The sequence below is a fragment of the Pseudomonas nitroreducens NBRC 12694 genome (genome assembly GCF_002091755.1).
In the GTDB taxonomy this organism is placed as follows: Bacteria; Pseudomonadota; Gammaproteobacteria; order Pseudomonadales; family Pseudomonadaceae; genus Pseudomonas; species Pseudomonas nitroreducens.
This window is the reverse complement of the sequence record NZ_BDAI01000001.1, coordinates 226970-246788: the sequence shown is the minus strand read 5'-3', so window position 1 is coordinate 246788 and position 19819 is coordinate 226970. Positions and strand designations below refer to the sequence as shown.

Here is a 19819-nt window from a genome sequence, read left to right as displayed (position 1 = left end):
CGACGGAAGGTCGATGCTTACCGGCGTCCTGGATTGCTTACAGGGATTTGCCACTGCCCGTTCGCGGCGCCGAAGCGTAAAGTACCAGTAGCGCGGACAAGCTCAGGCTCAGGGCGATGCCCAGCAGCGCGGCGATAAAGCCTCGGGCTACCGAGGCCGGGCTGAGGGCCGGCGCGGCGACGGCATAGAACAGGCCGCCGAGCACCGCCACACCGAGGGAGGCACTGATTTGCAAGGCCGAGTTGACCAGGCCGGAAACCATCCCGGAGCCAGCGGCCGGGGCGCGGTCGATCACGCTTCGGATCAGGGTGGGCAATGCCCAGCCCTGGCCAAATCCCAGCAGCCCGACGCCCACTATCAGCGGCACCAGCGCCGGACGTTCACCCGCGGCAGCGGTACCTACCGCTGCGCTCAGGACCACGCAGCCCAGCATCTCCAGCAGCATTCCCAGGGCCGGTACCCAGCGGCCGAAGCAGCGGATGGCAATGGGGGTGGTCAGCGGGCCGACCAGAAAGCCGACGCCGAAGGGTGTGAACATCAGGCCGGTGACCGCCGGTGTGGTGCCGAGCGCGCCTTGCAGGTACACCGAAAAGGTCAGAAAGAACGCTGATACGACGTAGAAAAACAGCGCGCTGACCAGGCCCGCCAGCAAGCGCGGCGATCGCGCCAGTTGGGGGCTGAGCAGCGGAGTGCCGCCGCGCCTTAGGAGGGCCGCTTCATGGCGCCAGAAGATCATGGCAACCACGGGCGCGCCCAGCAACATCAGGCACATCCACCACGGCCAGTCCAACTCCGGACCCTGCACCAGCGGTACCACCAGCAGGCCCAGCGTCAGGGCGCAGAGCAGCGCGCCGAGGCGATCCAGAGACGCCGGTGTGGCGCTGCGGGTGTCCGGCAGAAAAGGCATGCCGACGAAGAAAACGGCGGCCACGATGGGAAGATTGATCAGAAAGATGATCCGCCACTGCAGCCCGAGCACGTCGGCCGCGATCAGCACGCCGCCCAGGACTTGTGCGACCACGGCGGCTAATCCAAGCGCCGCTCCATACACCGCCAACGCCCGCGAGCGCTCCTGCTCGGGAAACAGGGCATGGATGGACGCCAGGCCCTGGGGAGCCATGGCGGCGGCGCTCAACCCTTGCAAGACTCGACCCACGATCAGCATCGGCGGCGAGGCCGCCAGTCCACAGATCAGCGATGCCAATCCAAAGCCTGCCATGCCCGCCAGAAACACCCGACGCCGGCCAAACAGGTCGCCCAGGCGTCCACCGGTAATGAGAAAAACTGCATAGGTTGCCGCATAGGCCGAGATCACCCATTCGATCTGCGCCGGCGTCGCCCTCAGCCCCTGAGCAATGGACGGCAGGGCCACATTGACGATGAAGAAATCCAGTGGTGGCAGGAACGCGCCGGCCAGCAGTACCGCAAAGGCCAGCCAGCGCCGAGATGCCGTGGCGGTGGCTGGAGTGGAAAGGGTCATGGCAACGCCTCCAGGAAACGATTTGGCCGGCAGCTTCTGGCCGGGCCCGCGCATCGCTACGTACACTAGCGAGCGGAGTGGGATCGGCCTGGCGACGCTGCCAGGCTGGATGTGGCCGCAGTTTGAAAGGCTGGGTGCGTTGGCGGGACTGCCATCGCTGCACATTGCGCGTTCATTTTCGTAAGGGGTGACGGGGTGGAATGGGACGACTTGCGTTTTTTCCTGGCGATAGCCCGTGCCCGCTCCCTGGGCGCCGCTGCCAAGCATCTGGGCGTCAGTCACCCCACCGTGGGCAGGCGTTTGCAGGCGCTGGAGCAAGCCTGCGGCCAGGCTTTTTTCCGGCGCACCAGCGAAGGTCTGGTACCGACCGCGATGGGCGAGGGCATCCTGAGCCTGGCAGAGGATATGGAAAGCAGCGCCCTGGCCATTGCCCGGCGCATCGATGGCAGTGAACAGCCCGAGGGCATCCTGCGCATATCCTCAGCCGACTGGTTTGCCGGGTACGTGCTGGCGCCGGTGCTTGGCGAACTGGTGCGCCGCCACCCTGCGGTGGTACCCGAGGTGATTGCCGGGCAGCGTCTATCGGACCTCACCCGCCGCGAAGCGGACATCGCCTTTCGTATCGTGCCGTTTGACCAGCCGGACATCGTGCAGCGCCGGCTGATGAGCATGCCCTACGGCCTGTACGCCAGCGCCGCCGTGCCCTTCGAGCCCGGTCCGGATGGCGCGGACTGCAAGTTGATCGTGATGAACACCGCGCAGGCCTATTACCCCGACGTGCTGTGGGTCCAGCGCATGCTGCCCGCCGCGCCCACGGTGTTCACCAGCAGTAGCCGCACCGTGCAGGCGCAGATGTGCGCTCGAGGCTTGGGGGTGGCGGTACTGCCGCGCCCGCTGGGCGACCAGCTGCCGGCGCTGACCCGTATTGAACTCAGCGAAGAGCCGCCCCCGCGTGATATCTGGATGGGCTACCACCAGGACATGCGGCGCCTGGATCGCCTGCGTGCGCTGGCAGAACTGGCCAGCGAGATGCTCGGCAGCCACTGAGGGGCGCTAGGACCTCTCGCTCGCCTGCAGCGTGCGTTGGTAGCAGCCGCTCCCGCACACCTATCGGGTGCCGCCATGAATCCCGATCGCCGCCACTCTGATCCCGTGAGTGTGATCTCTCCTGCTCGATCTACGTCAAGAGTGCTGCCCCGTGCAGTCGTCTGGGGTCTGATAACGGGGACTTCCATGCAAACTCTGTTGAACGACATTCTCGAAGCCGTGCGTCCCTTGATCGGCAAGGGCAACGTAGCCGACTACATTCCCGCACTGGCCGACGTGCCGGCGAGTCAGCTGGGGATAGCGGTCTATGGCAACGATGGCAGCTATCACTGCGCGGGCGACGCCTTGGTGCCGTTTTCGGTGCAGAGCATTTCCAAGGTTTTCAGCCTGGTTCAGGCGATTGGTCACTCCGGAGAAGCTATCTGGGAACGGCTTGGTCACGAGCCTTCGGGCCAGCCGTTCAACTCGCTGGTTCAGTTGGAGTTCGAGCGCGGGCGCCCGCGTAATCCCTTCATCAATGCCGGTGCGTTGGTTATCTGCGATATCAACCAATCGCGCTTCGCTGCACCCATTCAGTCGATGCGCGATTTCGTGCGGCGCCTGTCGGGCAATCCCCAGATAGCGATGGATGCACGTGTGGCCGATTCGGAGTATCAGTTCCGCGCGCGCAATGCGGCCATGGCTTACCTGATGCAGTCATTCGGCAATTTCCATAACGAAGTGGAGACTGTGCTGCGCAGCTATTTCAGCTACTGCGCGTTGCGCATGAATTGCCTGGATCTGGCACGAGCCTTCTGTTTCCTGGCCAACGATGGGTTCTGCAAGCACAGTGGCGAGCAGATTCTGACCCGGCGCCAGACTCAGCAGGTGAACTCGATCATGGCCACCAGCGGGCTGTATGACGAGGCTGGGAATTTTGCCTACCGCGTGGGGCTGCCGGGCAAGAGCGGCGTGGGCGGCGGGATCGTGGCCATCGTGCCGGGGCAATTCACCGTGTGCGTGTGGTCGCCGGAGTTGAATGCAGCGGGCAATTCCCTTGCCGGGATGGCGGCGCTGGAACTGTTGAGTTCTCGGATTGGCTGGTCGGTGTTCTGACGGGCGAGCGGATGGTCAGCGGCCACTCGGCGCGCAGCCGCTGCTGCAGGCGCCGATCCTTATCGTTCGGCTTGCCAGGCGATCAGTGCCGCCAAGGCTTCGCTGAGAGGCGTGGTGTTGGCCTCCAGAACCTTCAGATGACGTCGGACGGCTTCGGCGGTGTCCGACGAGCCGCTTGCCTCCGCCCAGGTGGCGAGTTCCCGAATGGCGGCGCTTGTGGCATTGATGTTCTGGTTGAGACGGCAAACGAGCGAGGGGAGGGGGAAAGTGTTCATGATGACCTCCGCAGAGAGACTTCAGATCCACTCGGAAGCAAGAAAGGCCGTACCCATCGATACGGCCTTTTGCCGTGAAGTTGCTGCTCTCCAAACCACACGGCAGGGAAAATTTACCAAAAATAGTCTCTGATTCAAGCCCCCCGCGAGGCATCAGCACAGGGGTGTCGGTGAAGGGTGAAAGGCTTTATTGATAGATTTCATGCATCAATGAATGCAAACATAGCACTTATCGTTTCAAAGTGTGTCAAGCAGAATCCAGCGACCAAAAGCGCCAACAAGCCTAAATAAGATCGCTGGAGAACTCCCTATGCATGCCTCCACCACCCAGGGCCCGTCGTCCGCCCGCTCTAAGGCGGGTGCCGTGTTTCGCGTCACTTCGGGCAACTTTCTCGAACAGTTCGATTTCTTCCTCTTCGGCTTTTACGCCACGCAGATAGCCGCCGTCTTCTTTCCCGCATCCAGCGAGTTCGCTTCGCTCATGATGACCTTCGCCGTGTTTGGCGCAGGCTTTCTGATGCGTCCATTGGGAGCGGTGATTCTTGGGGCCTACATCGATGATGTCGGCCGCCGGAAGGGGTTGATCCTCACCTTGTCGATCATGGCCAGTGGCACCCTGCTGATCGTCCTGGTGCCGGGCTATTCCAGCATCGGTCTGTGGGCCCCCTTGCTGGTGCTGGTGGGGCGCTTGCTCCAGGGCTTTTCGGCCGGCGCCGAGCTGGGTGGGGTTTCGGTCTACCTGGCGGAAATGGCGACGGCCGGGCGTAAGGGGTTCTATACCAGTTGGCAATCCGCGAGCCAGCAGGTGGCGATCGTCGTGGCGGCCGCCCTGGGGTACGGGCTCAATCAACTGATGTCACCGGCAATGATCGCGGATTGGGGCTGGAGAATTCCCTTTGCCATTGGCTGCCTGATCGTGCCGTTCATCTTCGTGCTTCGTCGCAGCCTGGAGGAAACCGAGGAGTTTGCCCGTCGCTCCGAGCGCCCCACCATGAAACAGGTATTCGCCACGCTGGGCGAGAACTGGCGTGTGGTCCTGGCCGGCCTGCTGATGGTGGCGATGACGACCACGGCGTTCTATCTGATCACGGTATACGCCCCCACCTTCGGCAAGACGGTGCTGAACCTGAGCACGACCGATGCCTTGCTGGTGACTCTGCTAGTCGGGATCTCGAACTTCATCTGGCTGCCCATCGGCGGGCATCTGAGCGATAGATTCGGGCGCAAGCCGATACTCGTCGGGATGACCGTGCTGGCCATTTTCACGGCCTATCCGGCGCTGTCCTTCCTGGCCCAGGCACCGAGCTTCGCGCACATGCTGCAGGTCCTGCTCTGGCTGTCGTTCATCTACGGCCTCTACAACGGGGCGATGATTCCCGCTCTCACCGAAATCATGCCGGTGCAAGTCCGGGTGGCGGGCTTCTCCCTGGCTTACAGCCTGGCAACCGCCGTGTTTGGCGGCTTCACCCCCGCAATTTCTACCTGGCTCATTCACTTGAGCGGCGACAAGGGCGCCCCCGGCTACTGGATGACCTTCGCCGCCGTCTGTGCGCTGTGCTCGACGCTGGTGCTTTACCGCGCAAGCTCCTCGCGTACTCCCTTCCTGCCTGATCGAGAGCTTGCTCAATGAAAGCACTGACCCAACATCTAGCCGCCCTGGCGCTTGGCCTTTGCGCGCTCAACAGCGCTGCACAGGCCGAAGAACTGAACGTCATGACGTCGGGTGGTTTCACCGCGGCATTTCAACGGCTGAGCCCTAAGTATGCGCAAAACAGCGGCGACACGATCCAGACCATCCTCGGCCCGTCCATGGGCAAGGCCCGCGAAGCGATCCCCAATCGACTGGCGAGAGGGGAGAATGCCGATGTGGTGATCATGGTCGGCTACGCCCTGGATGAGCTCATCAAGCAGGGCGTAGTGGATCCGGCTTCCAAAGTCGAGCTGGCGGACTCTCGTATTGGCATGGTGGTCCGAAAGGGTGCTGCCAAGCCGCGGATCGATAGCGAGGAGGCGTTCAGGAACAGCCTGCTGGCCGCCGGCTCCATCGCTTATTCGGACAGTGCCAGCGGTGTCTACATCCAGAACAAACTGTTCAGGAAGCTCGGGGTGGAGCAGCAGGTGGAACCGAAGGCGAAGATGATCGAACGGATCCCGGTTGCCTCGGTCGTCGCCTCGGGCCAGTACGAGGTCGGTTTCCAGCAGGTCGCCGAGTTGCTGCCCATTGCCGGGGTATCCTTCGTCGGCAAGATTCCGGAAAGCCTGCAATCGGTGACCCGCTACTCCGCCGGTATCCCACGCAATGCGAAACACCCGGAGAAGGCCAGGGAGTTGCTGTCGTATCTCGCCTCGCCTGCCGCGCAGCCCGTCGTGCAGGCCTCGGGCCTGGACTCAGTCCCCCGGTGATTTCACCGGCGTGCTTTTGACCAGCCGCTCCAGCTCGAGCGCTGCGGGCGTCAGCGTGCGTCCGCTGTGCTTGATCAACCCCACGTTCCGCACCACCGCAGGTTCCTCCAGCGGAACGGCCTTGAGGATGGGGTGGCTGGTCCGTGGCATCGCGATCGATGGTACGGCGGCCACGCCCACGCCGGCTTCCACCAGCCCTATGGCGGTGGTGACATGTCTCGTTTCGCAAATGCTGTGGCGGGGCGGGACCACGCGTTTCAAGGCCTGGCTCAGGATGAGGCGATTGCCGGAGCTCTTGTCCAGCGCGATGTAGTCGTGCTCGTAGAGCTCGGACCAGGTCACCGACGGACGATCCGCCAGGGGGTGATCACGTCGGCAGGCCATTACGTATCGTTCTTCGAGCAGCAGTTCGAAGGTGATTTCCGGGCTGAGATTGCCGCTGAAGGTAACGCCGAAATCGGCTTCCCCGCTCGCGACGGCGAGGTTGACCTCATGCGCGCTGGCGTCCACCACCATGATCTTGATACGCGGATACAGCCGGTGGAACTCACTGATGACGTTAGGCATGAAGTAGTAGGCGGCCGACGGCACGCAGGCGATGGTGACGCGCTCCATCCGACTGGAGGCGACATCCGCAATGCTCATCAACGCATTGTCCAGTTGATCGAGCACCCGCTCGACTTCCGGCACGAATGCCCGACCCACCGCCGTCAGGCTGACCTTGCGGGTCGTCCTGTCGAACAGCCGAACATTCAAGGCCGATTCCAGCTTCTCGATACGACGGCTCAGCGCCGGCTGGGAGATCTTTACCGTCTCGGCGGCCTTGCGGAAGCTGCCCTTTTCAACAATGGCGCGGAATGCCTGAAGATCGTCCAGATCGAAGTTGATGCTCATGGGGCCGGCGATGGATTGATAATGAGGCGGCATCAATAGCACTTTCGGTCGCGCCGGGGAAGGCACCAATGGCGGACTGCGAGGCGTTAGCTGGGCAACGCGGATAAACCGGAGCGCCAGTCGCAAGCCTTCGTTGCGGATACACCAGTGTCCGTGAGTTCCTTCCGGACGGGATTGCGTCGGCAATCAGCGCGCCTTGCTGTCGGTCGCTGCTGGCTATGCCGGCATTACCCGGCGGGCATCGCGGCGCACGGCCTGTGGGGGCACCCCGAACCCGCGCATGAAGACTTCGCGCATGTGCCGGCGATCGCGGAAACCCGTTTCCCGGGCCACCACATCGAGCGAGTGGCGGCTTTGCTCGATCATCAGCCTCGCGGCTTCCAGGCGCAGTGCCTCGATCGCCTTGGCCGGGGATTGCCCTGTCTCGGCGGTGAACACGCGGGTGAACTGGCGGGGGCTGAGGTGGGCGACGTCGGCCAGCTCCTCGACGCCCAGTGGTTGCCTCAGATGCTGGCGTGCATAGTTCAAGACGCTCTGGATGCGGTCGGACTTGGGGGCAAGGTCGAGCATTTCCGAATGCTGGGATTGGCCGCCGGAGCGGTGCTGGTGCATTACCAGCTTGTGCGCCACCGAGCGCGCGACTTCTGCGCCCAGGTCCTTCTCCACCATGCCGACGGCCAGGTCGAGGCCGGCGGTCATGCCTGCCGATGTCCAAAAAGGGCCATCGACGATGTAGATACGGTCTTCCTCGACCATGATTTGCGGATGACGTTTCTGCAGGGCCTGGGCATAGGCCCAATGGGTCGTCGCTCGCCGCCCGGCGAGCAGTCCTGCTTCGGCGAGGATGAAAGCGCCGGTGCAGATACCGACCGCACGGCGCGCCTGGCTGCCGGCCTTGCGCACGAAGTCGAGAACTTCGGGGGTTGGCTCGCTCTCCAGCGGGTCGTTGACCCCGACCACCATCCAGGTATCGGCCAGCCGTGGCGCTTGCAGAGGACGGGTCTCCATGGTCAGGCCCAGCGAGGATCGCACCAGGCCACCAGCTGGCGAGAAGTGCTCGATGCTGTAGACCGGTTTACCGACGGCCAGGTTGGCGAACTCGAAGACCGTCTGGGTGGCCAGGGAGAGCACCTGGAAGCCATCGGTGAGCAGATAGCCAATGCGATGCATGATGATATCCTGAATGTCCTGAAATACTACCTTATACGTCATTTGAGATGCAGCCAAGTCGTCGCATCCTGACCTCCAGCCTTCCCCAACCCTCGCTGGAGCATCGACATGACCCACACTCATCCTGGTACTGCCCTGATCACTGGCGCCTCGTCCGGCATCGGCGCCATCTATGCAGAACGCCTGGCCCGCCGTGGCTACGACCTGATCCTGGTCGCCCGCAATCGTGGTCGTCTGAATGCGCTGGCCAAGCGCCTGAGCGATGAAACCGGTCGCGCCATCGAGGTGGTGGTCGCCGATCTGGCCGACAGAACCGATCTGGCGCAGGTCGAGGAGCTGCTGCGGTCGGACGCGAGCATCTCCTTGCTGGTGAACAACGCCGGCATCGGCGCCACCCGTCCCTTGCTGGAATCCAACATCGACAGGCTGGAGGATCTGCTCACGCTGAACGTGAACGTGCTGACGCGCCTGACCTACGCCGCCGTGCCCGGCTTTGTCGCTCGCGGTGGCGGCACGCTGATCAACATCGCCTCCATCGTTGCCATCGCGCCGGAGGTGCTGAACGGTGTGTACGGCGGCTCAAAGGCGTTCGTCCTCGCCTTCAGCCAGTCCCTGCGCCATGAACTGGCGGACACGAACGTCCGCGTACAGGTGGTGCTGCCCGGTGCGACCGCCACCGATTTCTGGGGCCTGGCCGGCACGCCGCTGGAGCATCTACCGGACGCCATCGTGATGAAGGCGGATGACATGGTGGATGCGGCACTCGCCGGGCTCGACCAGGGCGAGTTCGTCACCATTCCGGCGCTACCGGAAATCGCCGACCTCGATGACTATGAAGCGGCGCGCCAGAAATTGATGCCCAACTTGTCGCGCAGCTTGCCCGCAGCCAGATATCTGGGGTGAGCGGTGAGGGGCCGAGCCTGCTGTGAGGGGCTCGGCTCGACGCGCTCAGCGGGGAGTCGCGAAGGGCCTGCCGATCAAGCGTCCTGCGCGGGCCGGCTGGTTCCAAGGCGCAGCCGCATCGGGGCGCTGGCCGCCGGTCCTGCCTGCACCGTGCAGTGATCCAGCGGCACGCAGCGGCCCTCGGAGGTTTCGGCCATGATCCGGTGTACGGGCCTTCCGCTCTCCCGCTCGACCAACTGCACGCTTTCCTCGCCCTGCACGTAATGGCGATTCCCCCAGGCCACAAGTGCCATGAGGACGACTCGGAAGTCTTCGCCTCGGGGCGTGGGTACGTATTCGTAGCGCAACGGGCGCTGACTGTACGCCTGGCGCTCGAGCAACCCCGCCTCGACGAGTGATTTCAGGCGCCGGGTCAGCATGTTCGGAGCGATTTCCAGGCTGCGGGAAAACTCATCGAAGCGCCGCAAGCCCTGCAGCGCGTCACGCATGATCAGCATGCTCCACCATTCACCAACCCGCTCCAGGCTCAGTGCGATGGGGCATTCGGCTTCGGCAAAAGTCTTGCGCTGCATGGTCGGCCTTCTTTTGAAAAGGATAAATAGTAGCCCGGCATGTTACTTTCATGATGATAGTAACGTCCATGCAGTGTGATCTCTCAATCTGCAACAGGAGTGGGGCCCAAATGAACAAGCGTATCGTCGTTACCGGGATGGGGGCGGTCAGCCCGCTCGGCTGCGGAGTCGAACCGATATGGAAACGCCTTCTGGCCGGCCAGTCGGGAATTCGCCGGCTGGCGCCTGAGCTGGTCGGTGATCTGTCGGTCAGCATTGGCGGCCAGGTGCCGGATCGGTCCCAGGACCCGGAGGCCGGCTTCGATCCGGATCAACTGCTGGCGGCCAAAGAGCAGCGCAAGATGGACCGTTTCATCCTGTTCGCCCTGGCCGCAGCCAAGGAGGCGCTGGCACAGGCCGGCTGGTCTCCCAGCACGTCCCTGGAGCAGGAACGCACGGCGACCATCATTGCAACGGGTGTAGGTGGGTTCCATTCGATTGCCGAGGCGGTACGGACCACCGACAGCAAGGGGCCGCGCCGCTTATCGCCCTTCACCATTCCCTCGTTCCTGAGCAACATGGCGGCCGGGCATGTATCCATTTTCCATGGTTTCAAGGGCCCCCTGGGTACGCCGGTGACCGCCTGCGCCGCCGGCGTGCAGGCTATCGGGGATGCCGCGCGGATGATCCGCGCGGGCGAGGTGGATATCGCCGTCTGCGGTGGCGCAGAAGCGACCATTCACCGGGTGAGCCTCGCCGGTTTTGCCGCCGCACGGGCGCTTTCCAGCCAGTACAACGACACCCCGGAGCGCGCCTCCCGGCCCTTCGATACGGGGCGCGATGGGTTCGTCATGGGCGAAGGCGCAGGCCTGCTGGTCATCGAAGAGTTGCAGCACGCGCTGGCGCGTGGCGCAACGCCGCTGGCGGAGCTGGTGGGCTACGGTACCAGTGCCGATGCCTATCACATGACCGCGGGTCCCGAGGACGGGGATGGCGCTCGCCGAGCCATGCAGCAAGCGCTGCGGCAGGCGGGTGTCGAGGCATCCCAGGTCCAGCATCTCAATGCCCACGCCACCTCGACTCCGGTCGGCGACAAGGGCGAGCTGGCTGCCATCAGGACCGTGTTCGGCAGCGGCAGCAATGTCGCCATCAGCTCGACCAAGTCGGCGACGGGCCATCTGTTGGGCGCCGCTGGCGGCATAGAGGCGATCTTCACGATCCTGGCGCTGCGCGATCAGGTGGTACCCGCCACGCTGAACCTGGAGGTACCTGATCCCGCGGCCGATGGCCTGAATCTGGTCAGCGGCAGCGCCCGGCCCATGCCATTGGAGTACGCACTGTCCAATGGCTTTGGATTCGGCGGGGTGAACGCGAGCGTCCTCTTCCGGCGCTGGGGTTGAGCCGTGCGTCCCGCATCCTGTACGAACTTGGCGTGTTGTACAGCTTGCCGGGGCGTCGATCGCGTGCGTTTACAGCTGCAGGGCGCCGCGCAGCAGCAATCGCAGCCGCTGCGCGCCGAGTGCCGGACCACTACCCAGGGCCGCTATGGGCACCCCCGTAGCGGCGTTGGCAATGTCCTGCGCGGCTTCGCCGATCAAGGCCAGCGGGCAATCGATCGCCATCTGTAATCGCTCCAGGCGTTTGATCGCATCCGCCGACAAGACCACGTGGGCGAGCAACACCAGCGCGGCCGGCTGCATCGCCGCGCAGACCAGTGGCAGTTCTTCCGGCGGCGCACCCGGCGCCAGGGGCTGGACGCGTAGATCCTCGCCCCCCAGCAGCAAGCCCGTGGCCAGCAATTCGAATTCCTGTGTCGTCCCGGCGGCATCGGCCAGCAGCACGCCGGCGCCGGGCGCGCGGCTCATCTGCAGGCGAAGGAGGACGCGGGCGCGCAAGAAGGCGTCGAGGAACGCCCACTGGCTGCGGGAGCCGAAGCCGTTGAGCGTCAGCAGGGAGCGCCACAGCGGCAGGAGGATGTCCTCCAGCAGCGTCGAGAGGGGAAAGATGCTGTAGGCCTGGCCGTAGAGCCTGTCGAGTTCGCTCTGGTCGAACGCCGCCGTGGCGCGGGAAAATGCGTCGCGCCACTGCTGGCGCTCGTCGCCGGGCTGGGCCGATTCCTGCCGCTGGCGCTGGGCGAGCAACTCGCCAATCTTGCCTACCGCCATGCCCCGGCCGGTCCACAGCAGAATGTCCTGGATGGTCTGCAGATCCTGCGGGGTGTACAGGCGATGCCCGCCATCGGTGCGCAGCGGGCTGACCAGGCCGTAGCGGCGCTCCCACGCCCGCAGGGTCACCGGGTTGATGCCGGTGAGGCGAACCACCTCGCGCATGGGCAGCAGATCGCTGGGATCGATATCGGATAGGTCGTTCATGGCGCGGCCAGGCGGCGAAGGAGCCTGGATTGTAAACCAGCGGCAAGGCTTGTGGCCGAGCTAGGCAGTACCCGGTCGCCCGACTACCCTAGGCGGATCGCAGCGAACCGGATGGAAAACCCATGATCAATGCCAAACTCCTGCAACTGATGGTCGAAGCCTCCAACGACGGCATCGTGGTGGCCGAGCAGGAGGGAGAGGACAGCATCCTGATCTATGCCAACGCGGCCTTCGAACGCCTGACCGGGTTTGCCGTCGACGACATCCTCTATCAGGACTGCCGCTTCCTGCAGGGCAGCGAGCGGCAGCAGGCGGGGCTGGAGGCCGTGCGCGAGGCGATCCGCGCCGGGCAACCCTGTCGCCAGGTGCTGCACAATTTCCGCAAGGACGGCACGCCGTTCTGGAACGAGCTGTCGATCACCCCGGTGCGCAACGAAGCGGACCAGCTCACGTACTTCATCGGCATCCAGCGCGACGTCAGCCGCGAAGTCGCGGCTCAGGACCGCGTGCGCCAGTTGGAGGCCGAGGTCGAGGCGCTCAAGGAGCAACTCGCCGCGCTGAAGCCCCGCCAATGATCTGTAGTAAAAATTGTACAAGTAGACTTGATTTGTACAATTAATGCCGTAGGCTTCGCTTGTACCTGTACAGAAAATAATAGTTGTACAGGATTTGCCGGAGCCCACCATGTCCTCGTTTCTGGAATCCTTCGCCAAGTGCTTTGCCTCGCTGGACGCGTCCAGTCTGTACCGGCTCGGCGACCTCTACAGCCAGGACGTGAGCTTTCAGGACCCGCTGCACCGCGTGGATGGTCTCGCCGAGTTGCGCCGCTACTTCGAGTCGCTCTACGCCGATGTCCAGGAGCTGCGCTACGACTTCCACGGCTTCGATGAAGTGGGCGAGGGGCGCGGCTACCTGCGCTGGACCCTGCATTTCCGCCATCCGCGGCTGGGGGGCGGCAAGTTGATCGTCGTGGAAGGCTGCAGCCATCTGTGCTGGGGCGAGCGCGTGGAATTTCATCGGGACTATTTCGATGCCGGAGCGCTGCTTTATGAGCACCTGCCGGTCATGGGCGGCGTCATCGCCTGGCTGAAGCGGAGGCTGGCATGAGCCGCCTGTGGTTGACCGGAGCCAGCAGCGGCATCGGCGCGGCGCTGGCCGAACGGCTGCTCGCTGAGGGCCACAGCCTGGCCGTGACGGCACGCCAGGCCGCACCGTTGCAAGCGCTGGCCCAGCGTCACGGAGCGCGCGTACTGGTAGCGCCCGGCGACATCACGGACGCCGGCCAGGTCCGGGAAATCGTCCGCCGCATCGAGCAGGCCTGGGGGGCGCTGGATCGCGTGGTGCTCAATGCCGGGACCTGCGAATACCTCGAGCCCGGCCGTTTCGACGCGGCGTTGGTGGAGCGCGTGGTGAGGACCAATGTGCTGGGCGCCGCGCAATGCATCCAGGCGTGCCTGCCGCTGCTGCGCCAGGGCGTGCGACCGCACCTGGTGGTTATCGGCAGCGCGGTGACCTGGCTGGCCTTGCCCCGCGCCGGTGCCTATGGGGCCTCCAAGGCCGCGCTGCGTTACCTGCTGGAATCGCTGCGCATCGACCTGGCGGGCGAGGGCATCGATACGACCCTGGTGAGCCCCGGCTTCGTGGAGACGCCGCTGACCCGGCAAAACGATTTCCCCATGCCCATGATCTGGCCGGTGGAGCGCGCTGCCGAGCATATCGTCCAGCGCCTGGAGTCCCGTCCGTTGGAGATCGCCTTCCCGCGTGCCTTCGTCCTGATCCTGCGGCTGCTGGGCGCGTTGCCCTCGCGCTGGCGCCTGGGGCTCGGTCGACGGCTCGCCCGCCGTCCGGCGGAGGCCTGAGCATGCGCATCGCGATTATCGGCAGCGGCATCTCCGGCCTCACCTGCGCCCATCTGCTGGCGCGCAGTCACGAGGTCTGCGTCTTCGAAGCCGCCGACTGGATCGGTGGCCACACCCACACCGTGGATGTGGACTGGCAGGGCCAGCGCTACGCCGTGGACACCGGCTTCATCGTCTTCAACGACTGGACCTACCCGCGCTTCATCCAGTTGCTGGATCTTCTGGGCGTTGCCTCGCGGCCGACCCAGATGAGCTTTTCCGTGCACGATCCGGCCACCGGCCTGGAGTACAACGGCCATGACCTCAACACCCTGTTCGCCCAGCGGCGCAATCTGGTCTCGCCCGGCTTCTGGGGCATGCTGCACGACATCCTGCGCTTCAACCGCGAAGCGCTCGAAGACCACGCCGAGCAGCGCATTCCCCTGACGTTGACGCTCGGCGACTACCTGCGCGCTGGCGACTATGGCGATCGCTTCATCGAGCATTACATCGTGCCGATGGGCTCGGCCATCTGGTCGATGTCGCGCGCCCGCATGCTGGATTTTCCGTTGCAGTTCTTCATCCGCTTCTTCGCCAACCATGGCCTGCTGTCGGTGAACAACCGACCGCAATGGCGTGTGGTGGAAGGGGGCTCGCGCAGTTACGTGGCGCCCTTGACGGCGGGGTATCGCGAGCGGATCCGTCTGAGCTGCCCGGTGCACCGCGTCCGGCGTGATGCGCAGGGCGTGGAGATTCACAGCGCTGCGGGAATCGAACGATTCGACAAGGTAGTGTTCGCCTGTCACAGCGACCAGGCCCTGGCCCTGCTGGAGGCGCCTAGTGCGGCTGAGCAGACGGTGCTCTCTGCTCTCGGCTATGCCAGCAACGAAGTCGTCCTGCATACCGACACCCGCCTTTTGCCGCGGCGTCGTCGCGCCTGGGCGAGCTGGAACTACCGCCTCGGCGGCCCGGAAGATGCGCCCGCGGCGCTGACTTACGACATGAACCTGCTTCAAGGGATCGAGGCGCCCGTGACGTTCTGCGTCAGCCTCAACCAGACCGAGCGCATCGACCCCGCCAAGGTGCTGGCGCGCTTCGACTACGCCCATCCGCAATTCAGCCTGCCGGGCATCGATGCGCAGGCCCGGCGCGGCCTGCTGCAGGGTCGGCAGCACAGTTATTTCTGCGGTGCCTATTGGGGCAACGGTTTCCACGAGGACGGTGTGGTCAGCGCCCTCGAAGTTGCCGGTCATTTCGGGGAGCGGCTGTGAACAGCAGCCTCTGCCGTGGCTGGGTGGTGCACCGGCGCCTGCTGCCCCGCGTGCATGCTTTCCGTTATCCGGTGGGCATGATTCTGCTGGACCTGGCCGAGCCAGCGTCTGTGATGCGGCTCTCGCCGCTGTTGCGTGCCTCGCGTTTTGCTCCACTGAGCTGGCGGGAAAGTGACTACCTGCCCGCTTGGACGGGGACCGGGATGTCGCTGGAGGAGGGCGTACGCTGCCTTCTGCGCGAGGCACTGGGCGAGTCGCCCGCCGGGCCGATCCAGCTGCTCACCCAACTGCGCAGCTGGGGCCTGTGGTTCAACCCGGTGAGCTTCTACTTCTGCCACGACCGCGAAGGCCGCCTGGCTGCGATCCTCTGCGAGGTACGCAATACCCCCTGGCGTGAGCGCTACCACTACGTGCTGCCGGTGAAGCCCGGCGCACCCCAGGAATTCGCGGTGGCCAAGGCCTTCCATGTCTCGCCGTTCCTGCCCAGGGAGATGGAGTACCGGATGCGCTTTCACATCGATCAGTCCCGTGTGCATGTACAGATGGAAAACTGGCGCGCCGGCCACCGGGTGTTCCAGGCCCATCTCGATCTGCACCGCCAGGAGCTGAACGGCGCGGCGCTGCGGCGGCACCTGCTGGCATTCCCCTGGATGAGCCTGCGCACCGTTGCAGCCATCTACTGGCAGGCGTTACGCCTGCTGTTCAAGCGCATCCCTTTGCACGACCACCAGGCGAGCGACCATCGCCTGAGTGTCGGCCACTGTGCCGTCGAGGAGCCTGACCATGACAGAACCCACCCTGAGCGCCGATAAAGCCGGTGGCGCCGCACCTTTGGCCGGCAACCTGTTCCGTCAGGCGGTGCTCGCTCGCCTGCGGCGACTGCGGCATGGCTGGCTGCAGGTGCGTCGCGCCGATAGCCTGCTGGACTTCGGCGACCGGCGCAGTCCCTTGCGCGCGGTGATCGACGTGCATGACGACGCCGTATGGGGGATGGTGGCGTGCAACGGCTCGATCGGCGCAGGGGAGGCCTACATCCAGGGATACTGGAGCAGCCCGGACCTGGCGCTGGTCACTCGGCTGTTCGTCGCCAACCTGGACGTGCTCGATGCGATGGAGGGCGGCCTGGCGCTGTTTGCCAAGCCTGCGCTGCGTCTGCTGCACTGGCTCAACCGTAACAGCCGTCGCGGCTCGCAGCGCAATATCCGCGCGCACTACGACCTGGGCAACGACCTGTTCGAGCGCCTGCTGGACCCGACGCTGATGTATTCCTCGGCGGTGTTCCAAAGCCCTACGCAGAGCCTGGAACAGGCGCAGTTGAACAAGCTGGAGGTCATCTGCCGGAAGCTCGATCTGCAACCGCAGGATCATCTGCTGGAGATCGGCACCGGCTGGGGCAGCCTCGCGCTGTATGCTGCCACCCATTATGGCTGTCGTGTGACGACCACGACGCTGTCGGAGCAGCAATACGCCTGCGCCCAATACCGCATCCGCGAATGCGGCCTGGAGGATCGCGTGACCCTGCTGATGCAGGATTACCGCGAGTTGCGCGGCAGCTACGACAAGCTGGTGTCCATCGAGATGATCGAAGCGGTCGGCCATCGCTACCTGCCCGACTACTTCCGTCGCTGCGCTGCCTTGCTCAAGGACGACGGGCTGATGCTGCTGCAGTCCATCACCATCCGCGACCAGCGCTACGAGCAGGCGCGGCGGTCGGTGGACTTCATCCAGCGCTACATCTTCCCCGGCGGCGCGCTGCCTTCGATCACCACGCTGCTGCAGACCGCGACGCAGCACACGGGGCTCAACCTCATCCATTTGGAAGATTTTGCCGGGGACTATGCGCTGACCCTGCGGCATTGGCGCGATAACCTCCGGCAAGCGCGCACCGAACTGCTGGAACTGGGCTATGACGAAAGCTTCCAGCGCCTGTGGGAGTTCTACCTGTGCTATTGCCAGGGCGGCTTCGAGGAGCGCGCCATCGGCGTGGCGCATCTGCTGTGGGCCGGGCCTGCGGCGCGCAAGGCGAGCCTGGCGGATCACCTGGACGCCTGATGCACCGGCGCCTGCCTCTGCTGGCCAACGCGATCTGGCTGCAGCTTGGCTGGTGGGGTTGTGTGCTCGGGGCGCAGCGGCCCGTGCTGTTGGGTGTGGTAGCGCTCGGGCTGCTGGCGCACCTGGCGTTGTGTCGGCGAAAAGTGGAAGAGGGCATAGCGGCTCTCGGCGTAGCCCTGGCCGGTTGCGTGCTGGATGCGACGCTGGGTTGGCTGGGGTTTTTCGATTTTCACGGGGCCTTGCTGCCGGGCTGGCTGGTCCTGCTCTGGCTGGTGTTCGCCAGCGGGTTGCGCCACAGCCTGGCCTGGGCCGCGCGACCGGTCTGGCGCGGCGCCTGCCTGGGCGCTCTGGGCGGGCCGTTGGCGTATTGTGCGGGCGCACCGCTGGCAGGAGTGGGCCTACCCCTGGGCATCGCGTGGTCGGCGTTGCTGCTGGCGCTGGTGTGGGCGGCCGCGCTACCGCTGATGCTGCGCTTCGCGCTTGGCCGGTGAGCGTCGGCAGCGCTCGGAGCAATAAAGCACCTCATCCCAACAACGTGCCCAGCGCCGCCGCCAGGTGAAAGGGCGGCTGCAGACGGCGCAGATCTTTTGCGGCAGCACCGATTTCCTCATAGCGCCTGCCCCGCATCCAGGCGCGCGAGCAGTGCCTCGCCGCGTTGCCACAGGGCCAGGCTGCGTTCATCGTCCATGCGTTGCAGGTTGCGATAGGGCATCGACAACCGCGGATTGTTGCCGAGCCGCTCGCGGTGGCGCATGAGGAAGTGCCAGTACAGGGCATTGAAGGGGCAGGCATCTTCCTCTGTCGCCTTGTCGACCCTGTAGCGGCACGAGCCGCAGTGGTTGGACATCCGCTGGATGTACCGCCCGCTCGCGCAATAGGGCTTGGAGCCCAGGTAGCCGCCGTCGGCGTGCATCACCATACCCAGCGTGTTGGGCAGTTCGACCCAGTCGAAGGCATCCAGGTACACGGCCAGGTACCAGTCACAGACGGCCGGGGGCGCGATACCCGCCAGCAAGGCGAAATTGCCGGTGACCATGAGCCGCTGGATGTGGTGCGCGTAGCCCAGCTCAAGGGTCTGACCGATCGCCTGGGCCATGCAGCGCATGTCCGTCCTGCCGGTCCAGTAGAACTCCGGCAGCGGGCGGCTGTTACCCAGCACGTTGAGCTGGGCGTACTCGGGCATGCGCAGCCAGTAGATGCCATGCACATACTCGCGCCAGCCGATCAGTTGGCGAATGAAGCCCTCGGCCGCGTTCAGCGGGACCCGTCCCTGGCGATAGGCCTGCTCCACATCCTCGCCAAGCTGACGCACCTCCAGCAACCCGATGTTCAGCGCGGCGCTGATGCGGGCGTGGAACAGGTAGGGCTCGCCTTCGGCCATGGCGTCCTGGTAGTCACCGAAAGCCGGCAGGGAGAACTCCAGGAAGTGCTGCCAGAGCTCCTGTGCCTGGGAGTGGGTTACCGGGTAGTCGAAGCCCTGCAGACGGCCGTAGTGGTCGCTGAAGCGCGCACCGACCAGCGCCATCACCTCGCGGGTGACGGCGTCCTGGCCGAAGCGTGCCGCAAAGGGTCCGCGCAGCCCTCGCGGCAGGGGTTTGCGGTTGTCTGCGTCGAGGTTCCAGGTGCCGCCCACGGGGTGGCCGTCGGGCTCCATCAGCAGGCCGGTGCGCCGGCGCATCTCCCGGTAGAAGTGCTCCATGCGCAATTGTCGACGCGCCCCGGCCCAGCGCGCGAACTCCTCGCGGCTGCACAGGAAGCGGCGGTCTTCGTGCCAGCTCAGCGGCACCGCGCTGTCTCGCAGCGCCCGCTCCAGCCGCCACTCGCCGCATTCGGTGAAATGCACCTGCGGTTCACCCAGAGCGGCATGCCAGCGTTCGACTTCACCGGCGATGCTGCCGCGGTTTTCGGGATCGTCCAGCGCCACGTAGATTACCCGCCAGCCGCGCTCGCGCAGCGCCTGGGCGAAGTGGCGCATGGCGCTGAAGATGAGCACGATCTTCTGCGGATGATGGGGCACATAGCGTGCCTCCTGATTCACCTCGGCCATCAGGATCGCGTCCTGGGCGGGGTCCAGCACCTCGAACAGCGACAGCTCGAAGCTCAACTGATCGCCCAGCAGCAGACCGAGCCGGCGTGGCTTCTCCATCATTCGCGGCGCTCCAGCGAAAGTGGCACACGCAGTGGCGCAACGGCTGTCGGATGTGAAGCGCAGATCTCGTCGTGGACGCAATGCTGCACTAGCTCGCAGGGTAGTGACGCCCATTCGGCCAGCACTGCACGTACCTCGGTGGTCGAGCGCAACTGCAGCACCTGCTCGCGTTCGCCGCGAATCGGCCGCAAACCCTCGGCCAGGCGCGCCTGCAGCACATAGAATCCGCCCTCCAGCGAAATCACTTCGATAGCCTGGATATGCCCGGCCGTGGCGGCCTGTGCGAATTCCTGCAACGTCATGGAGTACTCCTGGCCGG

Annotated in this window: 22 protein-coding genes; 13 read left to right on the top strand and 9 right to left on the bottom strand. The window is 64.9% G+C overall.

Going from position 1 to position 19819, the window contains the following annotated elements:
• Positions 1-37: 37 nt before the first annotated feature.
• Positions 38-1480 carry an MFS transporter gene (locus tag PNI01S_RS01115; RefSeq protein WP_024763468.1) on the bottom strand — a complete coding sequence of 481 codons (1443 nt, stop codon included), beginning with the start codon at positions 1478-1480 and terminating at the stop codon, positions 38-40.
• A 210-nt stretch (positions 1481-1690) separates the two neighbouring features.
• Between PNI01S_RS01115 and PNI01S_RS01110 the strand changes: the two genes are divergently transcribed.
• Together PNI01S_RS01110 and glsB are read left to right on the top strand one after the other, a co-directional pair.
• Positions 1691-2527 carry a LysR family transcriptional regulator gene (locus tag PNI01S_RS01110; RefSeq protein ID WP_223186756.1) on the top strand — a complete coding sequence of 279 codons (837 nt, stop codon included), beginning with the start codon at positions 1691-1693 and terminating at the stop codon, positions 2525-2527.
• A 186-nt stretch (positions 2528-2713) separates the two neighbouring features.
• Complete coding sequence (gene glsB, locus PNI01S_RS01105; protein ID WP_024763466.1) at positions 2714-3622, top strand: glutaminase B; 909 nt, start codon at positions 2714-2716, stop codon at positions 3620-3622.
• A gap of 59 nt (positions 3623-3681) precedes the next feature.
• Here the strand turns inward: glsB and PNI01S_RS01100 are convergent, their stop codons facing one another.
• The gene (locus PNI01S_RS01100) at positions 3682-3897 is read right to left on the bottom strand and encodes a hypothetical protein (protein WP_084357261.1); all 216 of its coding nucleotides are present in this window, start codon (positions 3895-3897) and stop codon (positions 3682-3684) included.
• Positions 3898-4207: 310 nt separating this feature from the next.
• On the opposite strand from PNI01S_RS01100, the gene PNI01S_RS01095 reads away from it, so the two are divergent.
• Positions 4208-5527, top strand: a complete 1320-nt coding sequence (locus tag PNI01S_RS01095; RefSeq protein ID WP_084357260.1) for an MFS transporter — start codon at positions 4208-4210, stop codon at positions 5525-5527.
• Positions 5524-6300 carry a substrate-binding domain-containing protein gene (locus PNI01S_RS01090; RefSeq protein ID WP_084357259.1) on the top strand — a complete coding sequence of 259 codons (777 nt, stop codon included), beginning with the start codon at positions 5524-5526 and terminating at the stop codon, positions 6298-6300. The genes PNI01S_RS01095 and PNI01S_RS01090 overlap by 4 nt, the downstream gene beginning before the upstream one ends.
• On the opposite strand, the gene PNI01S_RS01085 is transcribed toward PNI01S_RS01090, so the two are convergent.
• Together PNI01S_RS01085 and PNI01S_RS01080 are read right to left on the bottom strand one after the other, a co-directional pair.
• On the bottom strand, positions 6286-7194 hold the full coding sequence (locus PNI01S_RS01085) for a LysR family transcriptional regulator (RefSeq protein WP_024763463.1): 909 nt from the start codon (positions 7192-7194) through the stop codon (positions 6286-6288). The two genes, PNI01S_RS01090 and PNI01S_RS01085, sit on opposite strands and share 15 nt — an antisense overlap.
• 216 nt (positions 7195-7410) lie before the next feature.
• Entirely contained in the window at positions 7411-8364 is a 954-nt protein-coding gene (locus PNI01S_RS01080) for a GlxA family transcriptional regulator (protein WP_065327809.1), read from the bottom strand.
• A 108-nt stretch (positions 8365-8472) separates the two neighbouring features.
• Between PNI01S_RS01080 and PNI01S_RS01075 the strand changes: the two genes are divergently transcribed.
• Positions 8473-9267, top strand: coding sequence for an SDR family NAD(P)-dependent oxidoreductase (locus tag PNI01S_RS01075; protein WP_024763461.1), 795 nt, complete (start codon positions 8473-8475; stop codon positions 9265-9267).
• Positions 9268-9341: 74 nt separating this feature from the next.
• Here PNI01S_RS01075 and PNI01S_RS01070 read toward each other — a convergent pair whose 3' ends face one another.
• Positions 9342-9839 carry a winged helix-turn-helix transcriptional regulator gene (locus PNI01S_RS01070; RefSeq protein ID WP_084357258.1) on the bottom strand — a complete coding sequence of 166 codons (498 nt, stop codon included), beginning with the start codon at positions 9837-9839 and terminating at the stop codon, positions 9342-9344.
• Positions 9840-9949: 110 nt separating this feature from the next.
• Between PNI01S_RS01070 and fabF the strand changes: the two genes are divergently transcribed.
• Positions 9950-11218 (top strand): beta-ketoacyl-ACP synthase II, encoded by a 1269-nt coding sequence (fabF, locus tag PNI01S_RS01065; protein ID WP_084357257.1) that lies wholly within the window; start codon positions 9950-9952, stop codon positions 11216-11218.
• Positions 11219-11287: 69 nt separating this feature from the next.
• Here fabF and PNI01S_RS01060 read toward each other — a convergent pair whose 3' ends face one another.
• Positions 11288-12190: a MerR family transcriptional regulator gene (locus PNI01S_RS01060; RefSeq protein ID WP_065327811.1), complete on the bottom strand. Its 903-nt coding sequence runs from the start codon at positions 12188-12190 to the stop codon at positions 11288-11290.
• Positions 12191-12312: 122 nt separating this feature from the next.
• On the opposite strand from PNI01S_RS01060, the gene PNI01S_RS01055 reads away from it, so the two are divergent.
• From PNI01S_RS01055 to PNI01S_RS01025, 7 genes are all read left to right on the top strand, one after another.
• Positions 12313-12765 (top strand): PAS domain-containing protein, encoded by a 453-nt coding sequence (locus PNI01S_RS01055; RefSeq protein WP_065327812.1) that lies wholly within the window; start codon positions 12313-12315, stop codon positions 12763-12765.
• A gap of 109 nt (positions 12766-12874) precedes the next feature.
• Positions 12875-13297 carry a nuclear transport factor 2 family protein gene (locus tag PNI01S_RS01050; protein WP_065327813.1) on the top strand — a complete coding sequence of 141 codons (423 nt, stop codon included), beginning with the start codon at positions 12875-12877 and terminating at the stop codon, positions 13295-13297.
• Positions 13294-14049: an SDR family NAD(P)-dependent oxidoreductase gene (locus PNI01S_RS01045; protein WP_084357256.1), complete on the top strand. Its 756-nt coding sequence runs from the start codon at positions 13294-13296 to the stop codon at positions 14047-14049. The genes PNI01S_RS01050 and PNI01S_RS01045 overlap by 4 nt, the downstream gene beginning before the upstream one ends.
• 2 nt (positions 14050-14051) lie before the next feature.
• Positions 14052-15299: an NAD(P)/FAD-dependent oxidoreductase gene (locus PNI01S_RS01040; RefSeq protein ID WP_084357255.1), complete on the top strand. Its 1248-nt coding sequence runs from the start codon at positions 14052-14054 to the stop codon at positions 15297-15299.
• Positions 15296-16111 carry a DUF1365 domain-containing protein gene (locus PNI01S_RS01035; RefSeq protein ID WP_084357254.1) on the top strand — a complete coding sequence of 272 codons (816 nt, stop codon included), beginning with the start codon at positions 15296-15298 and terminating at the stop codon, positions 16109-16111. The genes PNI01S_RS01040 and PNI01S_RS01035 overlap by 4 nt, the downstream gene beginning before the upstream one ends.
• Positions 16083-17351: an SAM-dependent methyltransferase gene (locus PNI01S_RS01030; protein ID WP_084357253.1), complete on the top strand. Its 1269-nt coding sequence runs from the start codon at positions 16083-16085 to the stop codon at positions 17349-17351. Before PNI01S_RS01035 ends, PNI01S_RS01030 begins: the two co-directional genes overlap by 29 nt.
• Positions 17351-17842, top strand: coding sequence for a DUF2878 domain-containing protein (locus PNI01S_RS01025; protein ID WP_037009046.1), 492 nt, complete (start codon positions 17351-17353; stop codon positions 17840-17842). The genes PNI01S_RS01030 and PNI01S_RS01025 overlap by 1 nt, the downstream gene beginning before the upstream one ends.
• On the opposite strand, the gene PNI01S_RS01020 is transcribed toward PNI01S_RS01025, so the two are convergent.
• Genes PNI01S_RS01020 through PNI01S_RS01010 form a run of 3 tightly spaced genes read right to left on the bottom strand, consistent with a single transcriptional unit; the run spans position 17807 to position 19802 of the window.
• Positions 17807-17962 (bottom strand): DUF2256 domain-containing protein, encoded by a 156-nt coding sequence (locus PNI01S_RS01020; protein ID WP_081754091.1) that lies wholly within the window; start codon positions 17960-17962, stop codon positions 17807-17809. The genes PNI01S_RS01025 and PNI01S_RS01020 overlap by 36 nt on opposite strands.
• Positions 17959-19500 (bottom strand): cryptochrome/photolyase family protein, encoded by a 1542-nt coding sequence (locus tag PNI01S_RS01015; RefSeq protein ID WP_084357252.1) that lies wholly within the window; start codon positions 19498-19500, stop codon positions 17959-17961. Before PNI01S_RS01015 ends, PNI01S_RS01020 begins: the two co-directional genes overlap by 4 nt.
• Positions 19497-19802, bottom strand: coding sequence for a DUF6482 family protein (locus PNI01S_RS01010; protein ID WP_024766865.1), 306 nt, complete (start codon positions 19800-19802; stop codon positions 19497-19499). The genes PNI01S_RS01015 and PNI01S_RS01010 overlap by 4 nt, the downstream gene beginning before the upstream one ends.
• Positions 19803-19819: the final 17 nt, after the last annotated feature.